The 17,235-nt window shown below is 71.8% G+C and carries 15 protein-coding genes; 12 read left to right on the top strand and 3 right to left on the bottom strand.

The window, feature by feature from the left end; all coding sequences use genetic code 11:
• Window positions 1-8: 8 nt before the first annotated feature.
• The 4 genes from BJY20_RS01025 to BJY20_RS01010 all read left to right on the top strand — a co-directional run bounded on the left by BJY20_RS01025 (window position 9) and on the right by BJY20_RS01010 (window position 4,123).
• Complete coding sequence (locus tag BJY20_RS01025; protein WP_185989815.1) at window positions 9-821, top strand: 1-acyl-sn-glycerol-3-phosphate acyltransferase; 813 nt, start codon at window positions 9-11, stop codon at window positions 819-821.
• A 3-nt stretch (window positions 822-824) separates the two neighbouring features.
• Window positions 825-2,012 carry a MacS family sensor histidine kinase gene (macS, locus tag BJY20_RS01020; RefSeq protein ID WP_185989814.1) on the top strand — a complete coding sequence of 396 codons (1,188 nt, stop codon included), beginning with the start codon at window positions 825-827 and terminating at the stop codon, window positions 2,010-2,012.
• Complete coding sequence (locus tag BJY20_RS01015) at window positions 2,009-2,707, top strand: response regulator (RefSeq protein ID WP_185989813.1); 699 nt, start codon at window positions 2,009-2,011, stop codon at window positions 2,705-2,707. The genes macS and BJY20_RS01015 overlap by 4 nt, the downstream gene beginning before the upstream one ends.
• Window positions 2,708-2,770: 63 nt before the next feature.
• Window positions 2,771-4,123, top strand: coding sequence for a class II 3-deoxy-7-phosphoheptulonate synthase (locus BJY20_RS01010; protein WP_343062730.1), 1,353 nt, complete (start codon window positions 2,771-2,773; stop codon window positions 4,121-4,123).
• A gap of 68 nt (window positions 4,124-4,191) precedes the next feature.
• On the opposite strand, the gene pknB is transcribed toward BJY20_RS01010, so the two are convergent.
• Both pknB and BJY20_RS01000 read right to left on the bottom strand, forming a co-directional pair.
• Window positions 4,192-6,111, bottom strand: a complete 1,920-nt coding sequence (gene pknB / locus BJY20_RS01005; RefSeq protein WP_343062729.1) for a Stk1 family PASTA domain-containing Ser/Thr kinase — start codon at window positions 6,109-6,111, stop codon at window positions 4,192-4,194.
• Window positions 6,112-6,145: 34 nt separating this feature from the next.
• Window positions 6,146-7,294 (bottom strand): LysM peptidoglycan-binding domain-containing protein, encoded by a 1,149-nt coding sequence (locus BJY20_RS01000; RefSeq protein WP_185989811.1) that lies wholly within the window; start codon window positions 7,292-7,294, stop codon window positions 6,146-6,148.
• A 205-nt stretch (window positions 7,295-7,499) separates the two neighbouring features.
• Between BJY20_RS01000 and BJY20_RS00995 the strand changes: the two genes are divergently transcribed.
• Complete coding sequence (locus BJY20_RS00995; protein ID WP_343062728.1) at window positions 7,500-7,886, top strand: Rv2175c family DNA-binding protein; 387 nt, start codon at window positions 7,500-7,502, stop codon at window positions 7,884-7,886.
• Between the two features lie 28 nt (window positions 7,887-7,914).
• On the opposite strand, the gene BJY20_RS00990 is transcribed toward BJY20_RS00995, so the two are convergent.
• Window positions 7,915-9,000 (bottom strand): polyprenyl synthetase family protein, encoded by a 1,086-nt coding sequence (locus BJY20_RS00990; RefSeq protein ID WP_185989809.1) that lies wholly within the window; start codon window positions 8,998-9,000, stop codon window positions 7,915-7,917.
• A gap of 127 nt (window positions 9,001-9,127) precedes the next feature.
• Here BJY20_RS00990 and BJY20_RS00985 point away from each other — a divergent pair, with 127 nt between their 5' ends.
• From BJY20_RS00985 to BJY20_RS00955, 7 genes are all read left to right on the top strand, one after another.
• Window positions 9,128-9,526, top strand: coding sequence for a DUF6504 family protein (locus BJY20_RS00985; RefSeq protein ID WP_185989808.1), 399 nt, complete (start codon window positions 9,128-9,130; stop codon window positions 9,524-9,526).
• 10 nt (window positions 9,527-9,536) lie between these two features.
• Window positions 9,537-10,031: an SAV_6107 family HEPN domain-containing protein gene (locus tag BJY20_RS00980; protein WP_185989807.1), complete on the top strand. Its 495-nt coding sequence runs from the start codon at window positions 9,537-9,539 to the stop codon at window positions 10,029-10,031.
• Window positions 10,028-13,798, top strand: coding sequence for a DNA polymerase III subunit alpha (locus BJY20_RS00975; protein WP_185989806.1), 3,771 nt, complete (start codon window positions 10,028-10,030; stop codon window positions 13,796-13,798). Before BJY20_RS00980 ends, BJY20_RS00975 begins: the two co-directional genes overlap by 4 nt.
• 297 nt (window positions 13,799-14,095) lie before the next feature.
• Complete coding sequence (locus BJY20_RS00970; RefSeq protein WP_185989805.1) at window positions 14,096-14,455, top strand: nuclear transport factor 2 family protein; 360 nt, start codon at window positions 14,096-14,098, stop codon at window positions 14,453-14,455.
• Between the two features lie 148 nt (window positions 14,456-14,603).
• A complete protein-coding gene (locus tag BJY20_RS00965; protein ID WP_343062727.1) occupies window positions 14,604-15,377 on the top strand; it encodes a class I SAM-dependent methyltransferase in 774 nt (257 codons plus the stop codon).
• Window positions 15,378-15,387: 10 nt separating this feature from the next.
• Entirely contained in the window at window positions 15,388-16,659 is a 1,272-nt protein-coding gene (gene dinB, locus BJY20_RS00960) for a DNA polymerase IV (protein WP_185989803.1), read from the top strand.
• 75 nt (window positions 16,660-16,734) lie between these two features.
• Complete coding sequence (locus BJY20_RS00955) at window positions 16,735-17,193, top strand: DUF3040 domain-containing protein (RefSeq protein WP_185989802.1); 459 nt, start codon at window positions 16,735-16,737, stop codon at window positions 17,191-17,193.
• Window positions 17,194-17,235: the final 42 nt, after the last annotated feature.

The raw sequence follows: 17,235 nt of genomic DNA, 5'->3' as shown, positions 1-17,235 counted from the left end.
GGCACCAGGTGTTCTATTGGATGCTCAAGATGGTCTTCGTCGGACCATTGCTCAAGCTGTTGTTCCGACCACGGGTCGAGGGCTTGGAGCACCTCCCCGACGAGGGGGCGGCCATCCTGGCCAGCAACCACCTGTCCTTCTCGGACTCGATCTTCCTCCCGCTGGTCATGGAGCGTCGCCTGACCTTCCTCGCGAAGGCCGACTACTTCACCGGGAAGGGGATCAAGGGTCGACTGACCGCGGCCTTCTTCCGCGGCGTCGGTCAGCTGCCGATCGACCGCAGCGGTGGTCAGGCGAGTGAAGCCGCACTCAGTGCCGGACTGAAGGTTCTCGAGGGTGGTGACCTCCTGGGGCTCTACCCGGAGGGCACGCGCTCGCCCGACTCGCGCCTCTACCGCGGTCGTACCGGTGTTGCCCGCATGGCGCTGACCGCCGGCGTGCCGGTCATACCCGTCGCCATGATCGACACGGACAAGGCCCAGCCCACCGGTCAGATCGTCCCCAACATCCGCCGGATCGGGATCAAGATCGGCAAGCCGCTCGACTTCTCCCGCTACGAGGGGATGGAGGGCGACCGCTTCGTGCTGCGCTCCATCACCGACGAGATCATGTACGAGCTGATGCAGCTGTCCGACCAGGAGTACGTCGACATGTACGCCACGTCGATGAAGGAGCGTCTGCTCACCAGGGCGAAGCGGCGCGCTCGCGAGCTGCAGGAGGCCGCACGGCCGGGACGCGCCGCCCCGGAGTTGGAGGAGGCCCTCGGTGGCGACGGGGACGAGAACAACCCCTGGTCCGACGAGAGTCGGGACGGGCTCTAGACCATGGCCATCGAGCCGGGGGGTGGGGCAGCGCCGCGTCGCTACAGCCCCTCCCCGCTCTTCGACAGCGCCGCAGGGCGTGGTCTGGCCGCCTACCGTTTCCTTGCCTTCGTCTACGCCGGGGTCCTCGTCGTCGGCCACCGTGACCACGTCGTCCTGTGGTGGCCGATCATCGCTTACGGCATCGTCGTCCTGACCTGGTCGGTCATCGCCCCGCTACGGCCACGGCCCACCACGCTGGCCGTCGGCATCGAGCTGCTCATCGCCTGCGTCGGCATCTTCCTCACCAGCGAGGTCTACGACCCCGCGTCGGTCGCGGACGGGATCTCCACCGTCCCCGGTGTCTGGGCCGCCTCGCCGGTGATAGCGGGGGCGCTGCTCGCCGGGATGCGCGGGGGAGTCCTCGCCGCGCTCGTGGTCTCGGTGGCCAACATCATCCAGGCCGTCGAGCCCAGTCAGCTGACCTACCACAACATCGTCCTGCTGCTCCTGGTCGGCGCGCTGATCGGCCTGGCCGTGCAGCTGGCACGGGAGAGCCAGCAACGCCTCGAGCAGGCCGTCGCCGCCAGCGAGCGTCTGGCCGAGCGCGAGCGGATCGGACGCCAGGTGCATGACGGCGTCCTCCAGGCGCTCGCCCTGATCCACCGCCGCGGTCGAGCCATGGGTGGCGAAGGGGTGGACATCGCCGAGCTCGCAGCGGACCAGGAGCGGTCCCTGCGCACGATGATCTCGCGGCTCGACCCGGTGCCGCCGAGGGCGGGAGCCGCCACGGCTCGGGCCGAGTGCGCCGATCTCGCCGTGACCCTGAGCCGGATGCGGTCGGCCCGGGTCGAGGTCGTCCTCCCCGCAGGCGAGGTGCGCCTGCCCACCGCGACGGCCAGGGAGGTCGAGGCGGCCGTGGTCGCCGCCCTGGACAACGTCGAGCAGCACGCCGGTGGCGACGCGCGGGCGTGGGTCCTGCTGGACGCCGATGACGAGCGCATCGAGGTCGTCGTCCGGGACAACGGCACCGGCATCGCACCAGAGCGCCTCGTCGAGGCGGCGGCCCAGGGTCGGCTGGGGGCCAGCAGCTCCATCCGCGGTCGGATGGTCGACCTCGGCGGGGACGCGAGCTGGCGATCCCCAGTCGCCGGGGGGACGACGGTGACCCTCACCCTGCCGGCGGAGCACATGGCAGGCTCCGGACCATGACTGCTGCCCCGACCGCACTGACGGTCCTCGTCGCCGACGACCACCCGCTGTGGCGGGACGCGCTCGTGCGTGATCTTCACCAGGCCGGATTCGACGTCGTCGGCACTGCCTCCGACGGACCGTCGACGGTGCGCCGGACCCGCGCGACCACACCCGAGGTCCTCGTCCTCGACCTCAACCTCCCGCAGATGCGCGGCGACGAGGTCTGCCGCGCCATCAGTGACCTGCCGACCCGGGTCCTCATCCTCTCGGCCAGCGGTGAGGAGAAGGACGTGCTGGCGGCGGTCAAGGCCGGCGCGAGCGGGTACCTCGTCAAGTCAGCATCACCGGGGGAGATCCGGGAGGCGGTGACCGCCACCGGTGCCGGGGAGGCCGTCTTCACGCCCGGGTTGGCGGGCCTGGTGCTCGGCGAGTTCCGTGAGATGAGCAGCCGGGCCAAGGCCGCGCCCGAGGACGCAGCCGGCGCTCCCGGGCGATCCAACCCAGCCGACGTGCCGGAGCTGACCGACCGGGAGGTCGAGATCCTGCGGTACGTCGCGATGGGCATGACGGCCAAGGAGATCGCCGCGGATCTCGTCCTCTCCCACCGGACGGTGCAGAACCACGTGCAGAACATCCTCGGCAAGCTCCACCTGCACAACCGCGTGGAGCTGACGCGCTTCGCGATCAGCCGCGGCCTCGACCAGCCGGAGTGAGCACCGGGCGCCGCAGAGTGGACGGGTGTCCGCCGACCGGGCACGGGTGCCTATCCTTGGGTGGTGACCACTGCAGTGCCGACCTCCGCTTCCACCGACCCCTCGCTGCCCGTCGACCGTCCGGCGGCCCAGCAGCCCGAGTGGCCGGACCGTGCTGCCCTCGACGACGCGGTCGCGACGCTCGGCAGCCTGCCGCCCCTCGTCTTCGCCGGGGAGTGCGACGACCTGCGTGACCGCATGGCGGCCGCCTCGGTCGGGGAGGCCTTCGTCCTGCAGGGTGGTGACTGCGCGGAGACCTTCGTCCACGCGACCGCCGACAACATCCGCGACCGGATCAAGACGGTGCTGCAGATGTCCGCCGTGCTCACCTACGGCGCCGGCATGCCCGTGGTGAAGATGGGCCGCATGGCCGGTCAGTTCGCCAAGCCGCGCAGCAAGAACACCGAGACCCGCGACGGCGTGACCCTGCCGGCCTACCGCGGTGACATGGTCAACGACTTCGCCTTCACGCAGGAGTCGCGCACCCCGGACCCGCAGCGGCTCGTCCACGGCTACCACACGAGTGCCTCGACGTTGAACCTCGTGCGCGCCTTCACCCAGGGCGGTTTCGCCGACCTGCGGCGCGTGCACGACTGGAACGTCGGCTTCGTCTCCAACGCCGCCAATCGCCGCTACGAGGGTCTTGCCCGCGAGATCGACAAGGCGATGCGTTTCATGGCCGCCTGTGGTGTCGACTTCGACGCGATGAAGACCACGGAGTTCTGGTCCGCCCACGAGGCGCTGCTGCTGGACTACGAGCGTCCGATGACGCGCGTCGACTCGCGCACCGGCGACCTCTACGACACCTCGGGGCACTTCCTGTGGGTCGGCGAGCGCACTCGGCAGATCGACCACGCGCACCTGGACTTCGTCAGCCGGATCCGCAACCCCATCGGGATGAAGGTCTCCGACAAGGCCGACCCGGAGGAGCTGCTGCGGATCATCGACCTGCTCGACCCGGAGCGCGAGCCCGGCCGCCTGACGTTCATCACCCGGATGGGCCACGACACGATCCGTGAGGCGCTGCCGCCGATCATCGAGAAGGTGCGCGACTCCGGCGCGATCGTCACCTGGATCTGCGACCCGATGCACGGCAACACCTTCGAGTCGGCATCGGGCTTCAAGACCCGCGACTTCGAGCACGTCGTCGACGAGGTCCGCGGTTTCTTCGAGGTGCACCAGTCGCTGGGCACGGTCCCGGGCGGTCTGCACGTCGAGCTCACCGGCAACGACGTCACCGAGTGCCTCGGTGGGGCCGAGCGGATCCTCGATGCGGACCTGAACAAGCGCTACGAGAGCGTCTGCGACCCGCGACTGAACCACCAGCAGAGCCTGGAGCTGGCCTTCCTGACCGCCGAGATGCTCAGCAGTCGCTGAGGTCTCCCCGCACCGCGGACGTCCGCACGCCCCCTTCGCCCTCATGGGTGGAGGGGGCGTCCTCGCGCTCAGAGGCCGTAGATCTTCACCGTCGAGCCCTTCTCCACGCTCTGGCCGCTGGACGGCCGGGTGTCGATGACCTGGTCGAGGAGACTGCCCAGGCCCGGCTGGGGGGCGCCCGTGAGTCCGGCAGCCTTGAGCTTGCGCTTCGCCTCCGCCTCGGACAGGCCCTGCACGTCGGGCACGGTGACCATCTCGGGGCCCTTGGACACGGTGATCGTGACCGTCTCACCGCGGGTGAGGGTGCCGTCGGCGGGGGACTGGCTGGCCACGAGGCCCTTGTCCACCGACGTGGAGTAGACGTCGTCGGTGCGGGTGACGGACAGGTCTGCCTTCTCGAGGGCGGCGATCGCCGCGGCGGCGCTCTGGCCGGTGACGGAGGGGACCGGGATCGGCTCGGGACCCTTCGAGACGGCGACGGTGACCTCTTGGTCCCGCTTCAGCTCGGTGCCGGCCCCGGGGTCGGCGGAGATGATCTCGCCCTTCGCGACCGACTCGTGCCACTGCTGGGTCGTGTCCCCGAGGGCAAGGTTTCGCTTCGCGAGGGCGGCCTTGGCGGCGTCGACCGTCAGTCCGGCGAGCTCGGGGACCTCGTAGCGCTCCGGACCCTTGGAGAAGACGACGGTGACCTCGCTCCCCTTCGCCAGCTCGGTCTCGGCAGGAGGATTGGACGTGATGGCGTTGCCCTTGGCCACGTCTTCGCTGAAGGCGCTCTGCTCGGTCAGCTCGAGGTCGTGCCCGTCCAGGGTGGTGGCGACCTCGTCGCGTGTCTGACCGGCGACATCGGGCACGAGGACGGATCCGCCGGGGCCCGCCGTGACGTACCAGTAGCCGGCGCCACCGGCGAGCAGGAGCAGCGCGAGCAGCGCAGCCAGCAGACCACGACCCCGCCGACGGGACGAAGGGGGGCCCTCCCGGCCGGTGTCGACCGGCACCTCGGCAGTGACGTGGGGAGTGTGGCCCGCGGTGGCGGTCGCCCCCAGAGCGCGCGTGCGAGTCGGTCTGGGGTGGGCGAGGGTCGGCGTGCCGGCTGCCGCACCGGCCGCCCCGGTACCCGTGGGTCGGCGGTCGAGCTGCTGCGATGTCAGCTCGTCCCGGGTGGCGTGGAGCGACTTGAGGTACTCGCCCGCGCCGCGGGGCCGCTCGTCCGGATCCCGGTGCGTGGCCAGGGCGACGAGGTCGTCCAGCGGTGCGGGCAGACCCGTGACCCGCTCGGAGGGCGCCGGGACCCCGCCGTGGACGTGCTGGAAGGCGGTGTGGATCGGGGACTCTCCCTCGATGGCGCGGGTGCCCGTGAGCAGTTCGAAGAGGACGAGCCCGGCGGCGTAGATGTCGCTGCGGGCGTCGGCGATGCCGCGTTCGACCTGCTCGGGAGAGAGGTAGGCGACGGTGCCGTAGAGGACCCCGTCGTCGACGGTCGCCGTCTGCGAGGTGACGGCCCGGGCGAGACCGAAGTCGGCGACCTTCACCTGGCCGTTGTCGGCGATGAGGATGTTCTCGGGCTTGACGTCCCGGTGGATGTAGCCGGCGTCGTGGGCGACGGACAGGCCCATCAGGACCGACTCCATGAGGTCGAGGGCGGCGCGGGGGGTCAGGGCACCCTCGGCGTCGACCAGCTCACGTGCGCTCCGTCCCTCGACGTACTCCATCGCGAGGAAGACCTGTCCGTCGTCCTCGCCCTGGTCGTAGACCGGGACGACGTTGGGGTGGCTCAGCCGGGCGGCGGAGCGCGCCTCGCGACGGAAACGGGAGACGAAGGTCTGGTCCGCGGCGAGGTCGGGACGCATGACCTTCAGGGCGACGTCCCGGTCCAGACGGGTGTCGGTGGCGAGGAGGACCGTGGCCATGCCGCCGTCGGCGAGGTGGCGCAGCACGCGGTACCGCCCGTCGACGAGCTCGCCGACGAGGGGATGGGATGCCGTGGTCACGTCCAAAGTGTAGGTTCGCCCCTTCGCCCGTGAGTCACATGCGCTTGCGCAGCGCCTTGACGTTGGCCACGTACTGCTTGGTGTCGTCGTACATGCCGTTGGCCTCGACCGAGGCGAGGCCCTGGTAGTAGCCGGCGATGGCGTCGGAGTTCGACGAGGCCTGCTGGGTGAGGACCTTCAGCAGCACGACTCCGGCGGTCGCGTTGTCCTGGGTGTCGAGCAGGTCGAGGTCACGGCCCACGAGGGACGAGGTCCACTCGCCCGAGGAGGGGATGACCTGCATCGCGCCGACGGCGTTGGCGACGGAGACCTGACGCTGGTTCCACCCCGACTCCAGGTAGGACACGGCCAGGGCGAGTGAGGGGTCGACGCCGTGCTGCCGGGCGACGCGGGTGATGATCGCCTTGGTCTCGGCGCGACCGGGCATCGAGCGTCCGGCGAGGGTCGCGCGGTTCTTCTCGGCCGCTGAGACGATCGAGTCGGAGTAGGTGCGACCCGCGAAGGAGTTCTTCTTGGTCGCGGCCGGGCCCTCCTGCGAGCTCTTCTTCGGCGAGCCGGTGACCGTCAACCTCTGGCCCGCGTGGATGTGCTTGCTCGTGGAGATGCCGTTGAGCTTGGCCAACTTTGTCACGCTCATGCCCTGGCGTGTTGCGATGCCGCTGAGGGTGTCACCGCTGCGGACCGTGTACGTCGAGTTCGCCGGGCGGCTGGTCGAGCGCTTGGCGGGCTTGGCCGGCGCGCCGCTGACGCGCAGCTTCTCGCCGGGGTGGATGAAGCCGTTGCCGAGGTTGTTGAGGGAACGCAGCCGGTCCAGGCTCATGTTGTGGCGTGCGGCGATGCCGGTCAGGGTGTCGCCGCTGCGCACCGTGTAGGTACGGGTGGACCCGGAGCGCGAGGACGTCTTCCCCTGGCGCCCCTTCGCTGCGTGCGAGCCGGAGCGCTGGGGCACCGTGAGTTTCTGCCCCGGGTGGATGAAGTCCTTGGCGTGGAGGTTGTTGCGCGAGAGCAGTGCGTTGGTGGAGATGCCGTAGCGCTGCGCGATGTCGTAGGCCGTCTCGCCCGGGCGGACCGTGTGCTGCTTGGATCCTTCGGCGCTGATGGCGGTCTCGGTGCCGGCGACGGTCAGGTCGAGCGCCGGGGCAACGGGGGTGGCCGGGACGGGGACGAAGAGCGGCAGAACCAAGGGAGACTCCGATGTCGGCGGGCGAGGAGGAGGTGCCCGGGCGGTGCGGTCAGGGGAGGTGCACGACGTGCCGTGGCACCTGTGAACCATGTGGCGTATGTGGTTGCAGTGGCGACGGTATCGAAAAATGGAGGATTTCGCGCGGATTCCTCGACGATCGGGCTCGAGATCCGTCGTCGTCTCCCGCTCTGTCACACTGGCCCGCGTGAACGACACGCCTGAGAATGTTGCCGCCTCCGAGCCGACCGAGTCGTCCGGGCCCGTGTGGCTGACCCTCCCCGACATCGCCGAGCAGCTCGGTGTACGCATCACCCAGGTGCACCGGATGCTCAAGGACGGTGAGCTCGTGGCGGTGCGCCGCGGGGAACGCAACGTCCTGTCCGTGCCGCAGGAGTTCATCGGTGAGGACGGACCGCTGCCGGAGCTGCGTGGGACATTCACCGTGCTCCACGACGGTGGCTTCACCGACGAGGAGATCGTCGAGTGGATGTTCGCCCGCGACGACCGCCTGGTCGGCGGCACGCCGATCGGCGCCATCCGTCAGGGGGCGAAGACCGAGGTGCGTCGCCGGGCCATGGAAGAGGCCCTCTGACGAGTCAGCGGGCGGGGCGGGGCGCTGGCTAGGTACTGCGCGCGGTCGTGATCTCGATCAGCTCGGCGAGCAGCTCGCGTGCCTCCGGGGCCACCCCGGACGCCTGGGCCAGTGCTGCGCGGGCGGTGTCCGCCCCCTTCGCGATGTCGGCCTCGACGCCCTCGAGCGCCCCGGTGTCGGTGAGCAGCTGCTGGAAGGCGCGGACCTCATCGGCCCCGAGGTCGGGGGCCCCGAGCCACGTCTCGATCCGGGACGTCGTGCTCTGGTCGGCGCCGGCGAGTGCCCGGGCGATGAGCACGGTGCGCTTGCCCTCACGCAGGTCGTCCCCGGCCGGCTTGCCGGTGACCTCCGGGTCGCCGAAGACGCCGAGCACGTCGTCGCGCAGCTGGAAGGCCTCGCCGAGCGCGAGCCCGTAGCGCGAGAGCGCGCCGAGGTCCTGCGCGCAGGCGCCGCCGGCGGCGGCGCCGATGAGCAGCGGGTGCTCGACCGAGTACTGGGCACTCTTGTACCGGATGACGTGGCGGGAGCGCTCGATGCGCTCCGCGTCCTCGAGCTGGTGCCACGGGCGCATCGAGGTGACGATGTCGAGGAACTGCCCGGCCATGAGCTGGCCGCGCATCTTCTCGAAGGTCGGTCGGGCGGCGGACAGGGCCGGCGCGGGCAGTCCGGAGTCGGTGAAGAGGTCGTCGCACCAGCCCAGGCAGAGGTTGCCGGCGAGGATCGCGCCGGCGGTGCCGAAGCGGTCCGCGTCGCCGTTCCACCCGCGGGCGGAGTGGGCATCCGCGAGTGAACGGTGCATCGCCGGCCTGCCGCGACGGGTCTCGCTGTCGTCCATGACGTCGTCGTGGATGAGGGCGGCGGCCTGGAAGAACTCCATGGCGGCGGCCAAGGAGACCGCGCCCTCGTGGTCCTGCTGGCCTGCGGCACGCCATCCCCAGTAGGCGAAGCCGGCGCGCAGCCGCTTGCCGCCCTGCAGCAGGCTGCGCACGGGGTCGATGAGGTCGGCGACGTCGGGGCCGATCTCGGCGAGCTCACTCTCCCACCGGTCCAGCTCGGCATCCAGACGGGCCTGGACCCGCGTACGCAGGTCTACCCGGTCCAGGGGGTGCGGCACGTGTTCTCCAGTCGCGAAGGGGGAGGGGTGGCGGGGTCATGACGGGCCCCTCGGGGCGTCGGGAGCCAGCCTACGTGGCTCGCGTTTGACGCACTGTCGGGCCCTCGGTCTACTGTTGTTCGAACAGATGTTCGACGAAGAGGAGTTGATCATGGTCCGGCTCGTGGAGGAGACCATCGAGGTGCGGGTGGCCGATCCGCAGCGTACGGGGGAGCAGGGACAGCTCTGCGACCGAAGCAGTGATCGACGCGGGAGGCCGGAGCAGTTCCTGTGGCGCGGGCGGCTCTACCGGGTCACCGAGGTCGTCGCCCACTGGCAGGAGCGGCACCCGTGGTGGCGGACGGCCACCGAGCAGCCGCTGGCGCAGGTCCCGCTCGCCCGGGACGTGTGGCGGGTGAGCGCCAGCCGTGGGCTGAGCAGCGCGCCGGGGATCTACGACCTGGGTGTCGACGGTGCCACGGCGACGTCCGCCGGGCCCGTCGGGTCCGTCGGGCCCACCTGGCTGCTGCTGCGGACGCAGGACTGAGGTGGTGACGATGGCTGCCACACCGCTCCTGCACCCCGACCGCGTCGACGGCGCGGTCCACCTGCTCTCCTGCGCCGGCGAGAGCCTGGCGAGCGCGCACTGGGCCCGCACGGCCCATGGGCGCAGCGCCGGGACCCGTCTGGCTGTGCTCCGGGCTGCCGCCGCCGTCCTCGCCGTTCGGGGTCGGCCACGCACGACCGACCCCGAGGCGCTGGGTCCCACGCGCCGCGGGGGCGGCCGACCCGAGCCCCGCAGCACCGGCCCGCTGGACGTGTGGTGCCTGCTCCCGCGGGTGGCGCCCGAGCTGACCGAGTGGGCGCAGTTCTTCGGGGCCGTGCTGCCCGCAGATGCGCGCAGCACGGTGCCGATGAGCGTGCGCGAGGTCGACGACCTGCTGCGCCAGGGGGAGGAGTTCGTCCAGCTCGTCGCGGGCCTGCTCGGCCTGCCTCCGGTCCCCGTCACCGGTGAGCTCACCTCGCTGACCACCCCGGGAGGGCGTGGATGAGTTTTGCCCATCTGCACGTGGCCTCTGGCTTCTCCCTCCGCCACGGCACGAGTACACCGGAGGACCTCGTCGCCCGGGCCGTCGAGCTCGGACAGCCCGCGCTCGCCCTCACCGACCGGGACGGGCTCTACGGGGCCGTCCGCTTCGTCCGTGCGGCGAGCGCGGCCGGCGTGGCGCCGGTGCTCGGGGTGGACCTGGCCGTCGGTGCGCGGACGGGTCCGGCGCAGCGACGAGGGAGCCCCACCCGTACGCCGGTGCGTGGCGGTGCCGAGGTGGACCCGCGCCACCCGCGGGTGACGGTGCTGGCACGGGGTGCCGGTGCGGGGGTGCCACACGGCGTCGGGTGGGCCCGGCTGTGCCGCCTCGTCAGCGAGGTGCACCTGACCGGCGAGCGGGGCGATGCGCTCGCCGACTCGCAGATGATCGCCCGGCACGCCGCCGCGCCCGGGCCCGCGGAGCCGGCGCCGCTGCTCGTCCTGCTCGGCCCGGCCTCCGACGTCGGCGCCGCGCTGCTCGCCCGCCGGCCGGACATCGCCCGGGAGCGTCTCGCGGCCTGGCGCCGCCTGCTGCCGGCGGGCGCCCTCGCCATCGAGGTCGTCGACCACGGCGGTCCGCCCGGCTCGCCCGCCTCGACCGGGCACGCCGCGCACCTGCTCGGGCTGGCCGACGCGACCGGCACCCCGGCCGTGCTCACTGCGGTGACCCGCCACCTGCACCCGCAGGACGCGGTCGTCGCCGACGTGCTCGACGCGACCCGCCGCCTCGTCGTCCTCGACACCCGCCACCTCGACCGGGTCACCGAGGCCGGTCACCTCGCCGACACCCCGACGATGGCCGCGTCCGCACACCGGGTGGCGACCGCGCTCGGCGGCGGGGCCGGCGGTTTCGGCTGTGCCGGCCCGCGCCAGCGCGCCGAGGCACTCCTCGAGACGACGACCCGCACCGCCCTGGAGTGTGCCCAGGACGACCGGAAGGACCTGGGGATCGGCCGGGTCCACCTGCCCGAGGCCCGGGTGATCGGCCTGGGCCCCGACGAGGACCCGCAGGCGGTGCTCGCGCAACGCTGCCGGGCCGCCATCGGTGAGCGGTACCCACAGGCCTCGCCGAGCACGCTCCGGCAGGTCGAGGAGCGACTCGAGGACGAGCTCGATGTCATCGCGGCGCTGGGCTACCCGACCTACTTCCTCACCGTCGCCGAGGTCGTGGACCTCATTGTCGACGCCGGGGTGCGGGTGGCCGCCCGCGGCTCCGGAGCGGGCAGCCTGGTCAACCACCTGCTCGGTATCAGCGCCATCGACCCGATCCGCCACGACCTGCTCATGGAGCGCTTCTGCTCGCCACTGCGGGCCGAGCTGCCCGACATCGACATCGACGTCGAGTCCGCCCGCCGGACGCAGATGTACGAGCGGGTCCTGGAGCGCTTCGGCCGGGACCGGGTCACCTGCGTGTCGATGATGGACACCTACAAGGCCCGGCACGCGATCCGCGACGTCGGGGCGGCGCTGGGCATCCCGCCCGCGGAGGTCGACCAGGTCGCCAAGGCCTTCCCGCACATCCGGGCCAGGGACGTGCGCAGCGCACTCGCGGAGCTGCCGGAGCTGCGCACCCGCGGGCTCGGGTCCGACCCGCACGGTAGGCCCGAGGGGCCCGATGGGCACAGGATGGGGGCCCTCCTCGACCTGGTCGAGCGCCTCGACGGACTGCCACGGCACATCGCCATGCACCCGTGCGGGATGGTCCTGTCCGACGGAGGACTGCTCGACCGCACCCCGGTCGAGTCGAGCTGGCTGGGTTTCCCGATGAGCCAGTTCGACAAGGAGGACGTCGAGGCGCTGGGGCTGCTCAAGCTCGACGTCCTGGGGATCCGGATGCAGTCGGCGATGGCGCACGCGGTCGGGGAGGTCGAGCGGGTCGAGGGCACCCGGGTCGACCTCGACGACCGGGATGACGTCCCGCTCGACGACGCGGCGACCTTCGCGATGATCCGCACGACCCGCACCCTCGGGTGCTTCCAGATCGAGAGTCCGGGTCAGCGTGAGCTCATCGGCAAGCTCGCCCCGACGGCCTTCGAGGACCTGGTCATCGACATCTCGCTCTTCCGACCCGGCCCGGTGAAGTCGGACATGATCCGCCCCTTCCTCGAGGCCCGGCACGGCTGGTCGCGACCGCAGTTCCTCCACGAGCGCCTCGTCCCGGCGCTCGCCGAGACCGAGGGGGTGGTCGTCTTCCACGAGCAGATGCTGCGGATCATCGCCGAGACGACCGGGGTGACCCTGGCCCAGGCCGACGAGGTGCGCCGGACGATGGGCAGCCCCGACGGGCAGGTGCGCATCGAGGCGTGGTGGCGTCCGGCGGCTGCTGCCCGGGGCTACCCGGCGGAGGACGTCGAGCGGATCTGGGCGGTGCTCGCCGCCTTCGCCTCCTTCGGGTTCTGCAAGGCGCACGCTGCTGCCTTCGCCATGCCGACCTACCAGTCGGCGTGGTTGAAGACCCACCACCCGGCGGCCTTCCTCGCCGGGGTGCTCACCCACGACCCGGGCATGTACCCCAAGCGGCTGCTCCTGGAGGAGGCGCGCTCCCTGGGCATCACCGTCCTGGGGGTCGACGTCAACGCGAGCACGGGGGAGTACCGCGCCGAGCGGGCGCCCGTGCCCGGTACCCGCCCCACGGACCCGGACCTGCCGGACGGGTCGGGGTGGGGCATCCGACTCTCCCTCGCGGACGTCAAGGGCATGAGCGAGGGGGAGATCGCACGCGTCGTCGCCGGGGCGCCGTACGACTCGCTCGCCGACTTCTGGCAGCGAGCGCAGGTGAGCCGGCCCGTCGTCGAGCGGCTGGTGCTGATCGGGGCCTTCGACTCCGTGCACGGCACCGGTGCGGGCAGCGGGGGGCCGGGGCTCGGCCACCGGGGTCGGCTGACCCGTCGGGACCTGTTGCTGCACGTCGCCGAGCTGGACCGGTGGACGCGGGCGGGTTCCGTGCGGTCGCGCGGTCGGCCTCGACGCGCTGCGCCGCCGGCCTGGGCCGCGGGCGAGCTCGGTGCGCAGCAGGTGCGCACGACCACCACGACCCCGGTGGCCAGCCAGCTCACCCTCGACCTCGGGGACTCCCCGGAGTTGGGCGAAGGGGTGGGCCTGCCGGAGATGACCGTCCCCGACCAGGTCAGTGCCGAGCTGGAGATCCTCGGCCTGGACGCCTCCCGACACGTCATGGAGTTCTACGCGCCGATGCTCCGGGCGCTCGGGGTCACCCGCAGCGCCGATCTGCTCTCGGTGCGCAGCAACGCCGAGATCCTCGCTGCCGGGGTCAAGGTCGCCACCCAGACCCCGCCGATCCGCTCCGGGCGCCGGGTCGTCTTCCTCACCGTCGACGACTCGACCGGGCCGGTGGACGCGACCTTCTTCGAGGACACCCAGGGCCCCTATGCAGCGACGATCTTCCACTCCTGGCTGCTGCTCGTGCGCGGCACCGTGCGACGGGCGGGTGACCGCGGGGTCTCCGTGCTCGCCTCCGGCGCGTGGGAGCTGTCGGGGCTGTGGGACGCCTGGCAGCGCGGCGGTATCGAGGCCGTGCACGCCGCGCTCGAGCAGGCCGACGACCTCGCCCGGGCCCGCGACGTCGCGCACCAGCGGCCAGACGGGCATCGGGTCCTCGTCCACGCCTCGGGGTTCCGGCAGTCGCCCTGGGCGGACACCCGCCCCGCCGGCTCGGGCGTGCAGCCCCCGCGCAAGCTGTGGCACTCATCGCCGGGCAGCTCGGGCCACTGACGCACCGTCTCTAGTCACACCAGTCACACAAGTCACATGAGCCCCACGATTATCGGGTCACCCGGAAAACCCCTGGTTCGCAAGAGTTTGATCCTGCTGCGAACCCGGGGGAAGTCATGCCGAGTGCTCGTCAGGGCGAGTTGCTACCCCCTTCGCCGTCGTCCCCCGGCCGGGTCGAGGTACTGGGGACCGGACAGCCGGTCGGGGTCACCTCGACCGAGTGGGTCGCGCACGATTGCCCCGCGCATGAAATACGTCGCGCACGTCCCCACGTGCGAGATGTATTTCAATGGCTGCATGGATGACACCGCACTGGCCACGATCCTCGACCTCGAGCGGGAGCTGCAGTCGTCCGCTGCACGCGCTGATGAGGGGCGGCTGCGGGAGTTGCTCGCGCCGGACTTCACCGAGGTGGGCGCCTCCGGGCGGGAGTGGGACCGCGAGTCGATCCTCGGCATGCTGCGCGAGCAGTCCGACGACGAGGCCGCCCCTCCCATCGGGATCCACGACCTGCGTGGCAGGGTCATCGCGCCCGGGGTCATCCGGGTCTCGTGGGACTCCAGCACAGGTGGGAGCCGAGCGCGGCGCACCTCGATCTGGTGCGAGCGGGACTCCGGCTGGCAACAGGTCCACCACCAGGGGATTCCGCTGCCCTGACCCTCCGGGTAGAGGTATCACCGCGTGCTGGGGCCCGCGCCAATACATCGACCGGATGAAGGCGGACCGCCGTCAGGGGCGGCGACTAGGGTTGGAGGATCCGCCGGAGCAGGCGGCCGATCGAGCACCCCACGAGCAGGAGCGACACGTGAACGACGAGCGAGGATGGTCCCGCAGCAGCGGGGTCGAGGCCAACATGCGCACCGCCGCCGTCTGGTCCCAGCTCCGCGAGCTCAGCGAGTCCCGTCGTCAGGAGCTGGGACGCCCACTGCGCGTCCTCGACCTGGGGGGCGGCACCGGGGGGCTGGCCGTCGCGCTCGCCGAGCAGGGCCACACGGTCACCGTCGTCGACCCCAACCCCGACGCCCTGGCCTCCCTCGCCCGCCGGGCCGAGGAGTCCGACGCCGCCGAGCGGGTCAGTGCCGTTCAGGGTGACGCCGACACCTTCGCTGCGTCCGTCACCCCCGGGTCCATCGACCTGCTCTGCTGCCACGGCGTCCTCGAGTACGTCGAGGACCCCGCGTCCACCCTCACCCGCGTCGCCGAGGTGCTCGCCCCGGGCGGCCACCTGTCCCTGGTGACCGCGCAGCGTGCCGCCGCCGTGCTGGCCCGCGCCGTCGCCGGGCGCTTCGACCAGGCCACCGCCGCGCTGACCAGCGCCGACGGCCGCTGGGGTGATGAGGACCCGATGCCGCGCCGCTTCGACCGCGCCGACGTGGCCGACATGCTCAGCCGCGCCGGGTTCACCACGCTCGACGCCCGCGGCGTGCGCATCTTCAGCGACCTCGTCCCGTACGAGTACGTCGACACCGAGGCCGACCGGCAGGCGCTGCTGGAGCTCGAGGAGCTCGCGGCCGGCGACCGCCGGATGGGCCTGTCCACGCTGGGTGCCGCGGTCCACGTCATCGCCCGCCGCGACTGATCGGGCCACGATGAGCCGGCGTCAGTTCCGGCCCCCACCACGGGCCGGCCAGGGCCCCCCGGACGACACCGGGTGCACTGTCCTGCACGTTGACATGGACGCCTTCTTCGCCGGTGCCTCCCTGCTCGCGCGCCCCGACCTCGTCGGGACCCCGGTCATCGTCGGGGGTGGCAACCGCGGCGTGGTCCTCTCCGCGACCTACGAGGCCCGCGCCTTCGGAGTCACCTCCGCCATGCCCATGGGGCGGGCGCGCCGGCTGTGCCCCCAGGCGACCATCCTCCCTCCGGACCACGAGCTGTACGCCCGCATCTCCCGGTCGGTGATGGCGACCTTCGCCGACATCACCCCCTACGTCGAGCCGCTCAGCCTCGACGAGGCCTTCCTCGACGTCGCCGGGGCAGTGCGCCTCATGGGTTCCCCCGCGCAGATCGCCCAGCGCATCCGCGACACCGTCGCCGACGAGCAGGGGGTCACCTGCTCGGTCGGCGTCGCCAGCACCAAGTTCGTCGCCAAGCTGGCCTCCTCCCTGGCCAAGCCGGACGGCCTGCTCGTCATCCCCGCCGCTGAGGTCGTCACCTTCGTCCAACAGCTGCCGGTGGCCGCCTTGTGGGGTGTGGGCGACAAGACCGAGGAGTCCCTGGCCCGGCTGGGCCTGAAGACCGTCGCCGACATCGCCCACACTCCGCGCGAGACCCTGGTGCGCGCCCTCGGGAACGCGACCGGCGCGCACCTGCACGACCTCGCCTGGGGCCGAGACCCACGGTCCGTCGAACCCGTGCGCCGGGAGCGCAGCATCGGCAACGAGCGCACCTACGACCACGACGTCGACGACCCGCAGGCCGTCCACCGCACCCTGCTCGGCCTGAGCGAGAAGACCGCGAGCCGGTTGCGGGCTGCCGGCCTGGTCGGCCGGACGGTGAGCATCAAGGTGCGCTTCGCCGACTTCACGACGATCAGCCGGTCCCGCTCCCTTCGCGACCCGACCGATGTCTCCCGGGACATCGCCGCGATGGCCCGCGACCTCTACGACGCCCTCGGGCTGCAGCGCGCCCGCATCCGACTCGTCGGTGTGCGCGTCGAGCAGCTGAGCGAGGCAGCGTCCACGCCGGTGCAGGTCGCCCTCGACGAACCCGAGCACGGATGGCGCGAGGCCGACCGGGCGATCGATCGGGCGAGTGCCCGTTTCGGCGCCGGAAGTGTACGTCCGGCGAGCCTCCTGGGTGGTGGCGACGATCGTCGCCCCCGCCCGCCTACCGCAAGCCCGGGGAGCGACCTAGAATGAAGAGACCACGGCTGGGTACCTGTCGTGGCGACACGGGTCACCGGGCCCGTCCGAAGGAAGCGTTGGGAGGTCACCGTGGCGCTGTCAGAGCGTGAGCGGCAGATGCTCGAGGAGATGGAAGAGGCCATCCGGGCCGAGGACCCTCGCTTTGCATCCCAAATGAAGGGCCGCAGGACGGGGCCCGGCGGGACGGACCGCCGTCGCGTCGCGGTCGGTGTCGTCGGCGCGATCATCGGTCTGGGTCTGGTCCTGCTGGGGATCAACACGACCTTGTGGATCGGCGTCGCCGGCTTCGTGATCATCGTCGCTGCCGTCGCCTACGCCTTCACTCCCTCCCGGCAGACGGCCGCACTCGGTGTCGTCGATGAGGACGGTTCGGTGAAGAAGCCAACCCAGACCGGGCCCAGCAGCAAGCCCAAGCCCAGACCCGGCTTCGGTCGCAGCCCGGGCCGCCCCGCCAAGGCGCCGCGATCGGGCACCTTCATGGAGCGGATGGAGCAGCGCTGGGAGGAGCGCCGCCGTCAGGGCTGGTAGCGGGCGACAGACCAACGCATGACGAAGGGGGCGGGGCACCCG

Origin of the sequence: Janibacter cremeus, assembly GCF_013409205.1 — a bacterium.
Taxonomy (GTDB): Bacteria; Actinomycetota; Actinomycetes; order Actinomycetales; family Dermatophilaceae; genus Janibacter; species Janibacter cremeus.
This window is presented reverse-complemented; position numbering and strand designations above follow the sequence as displayed.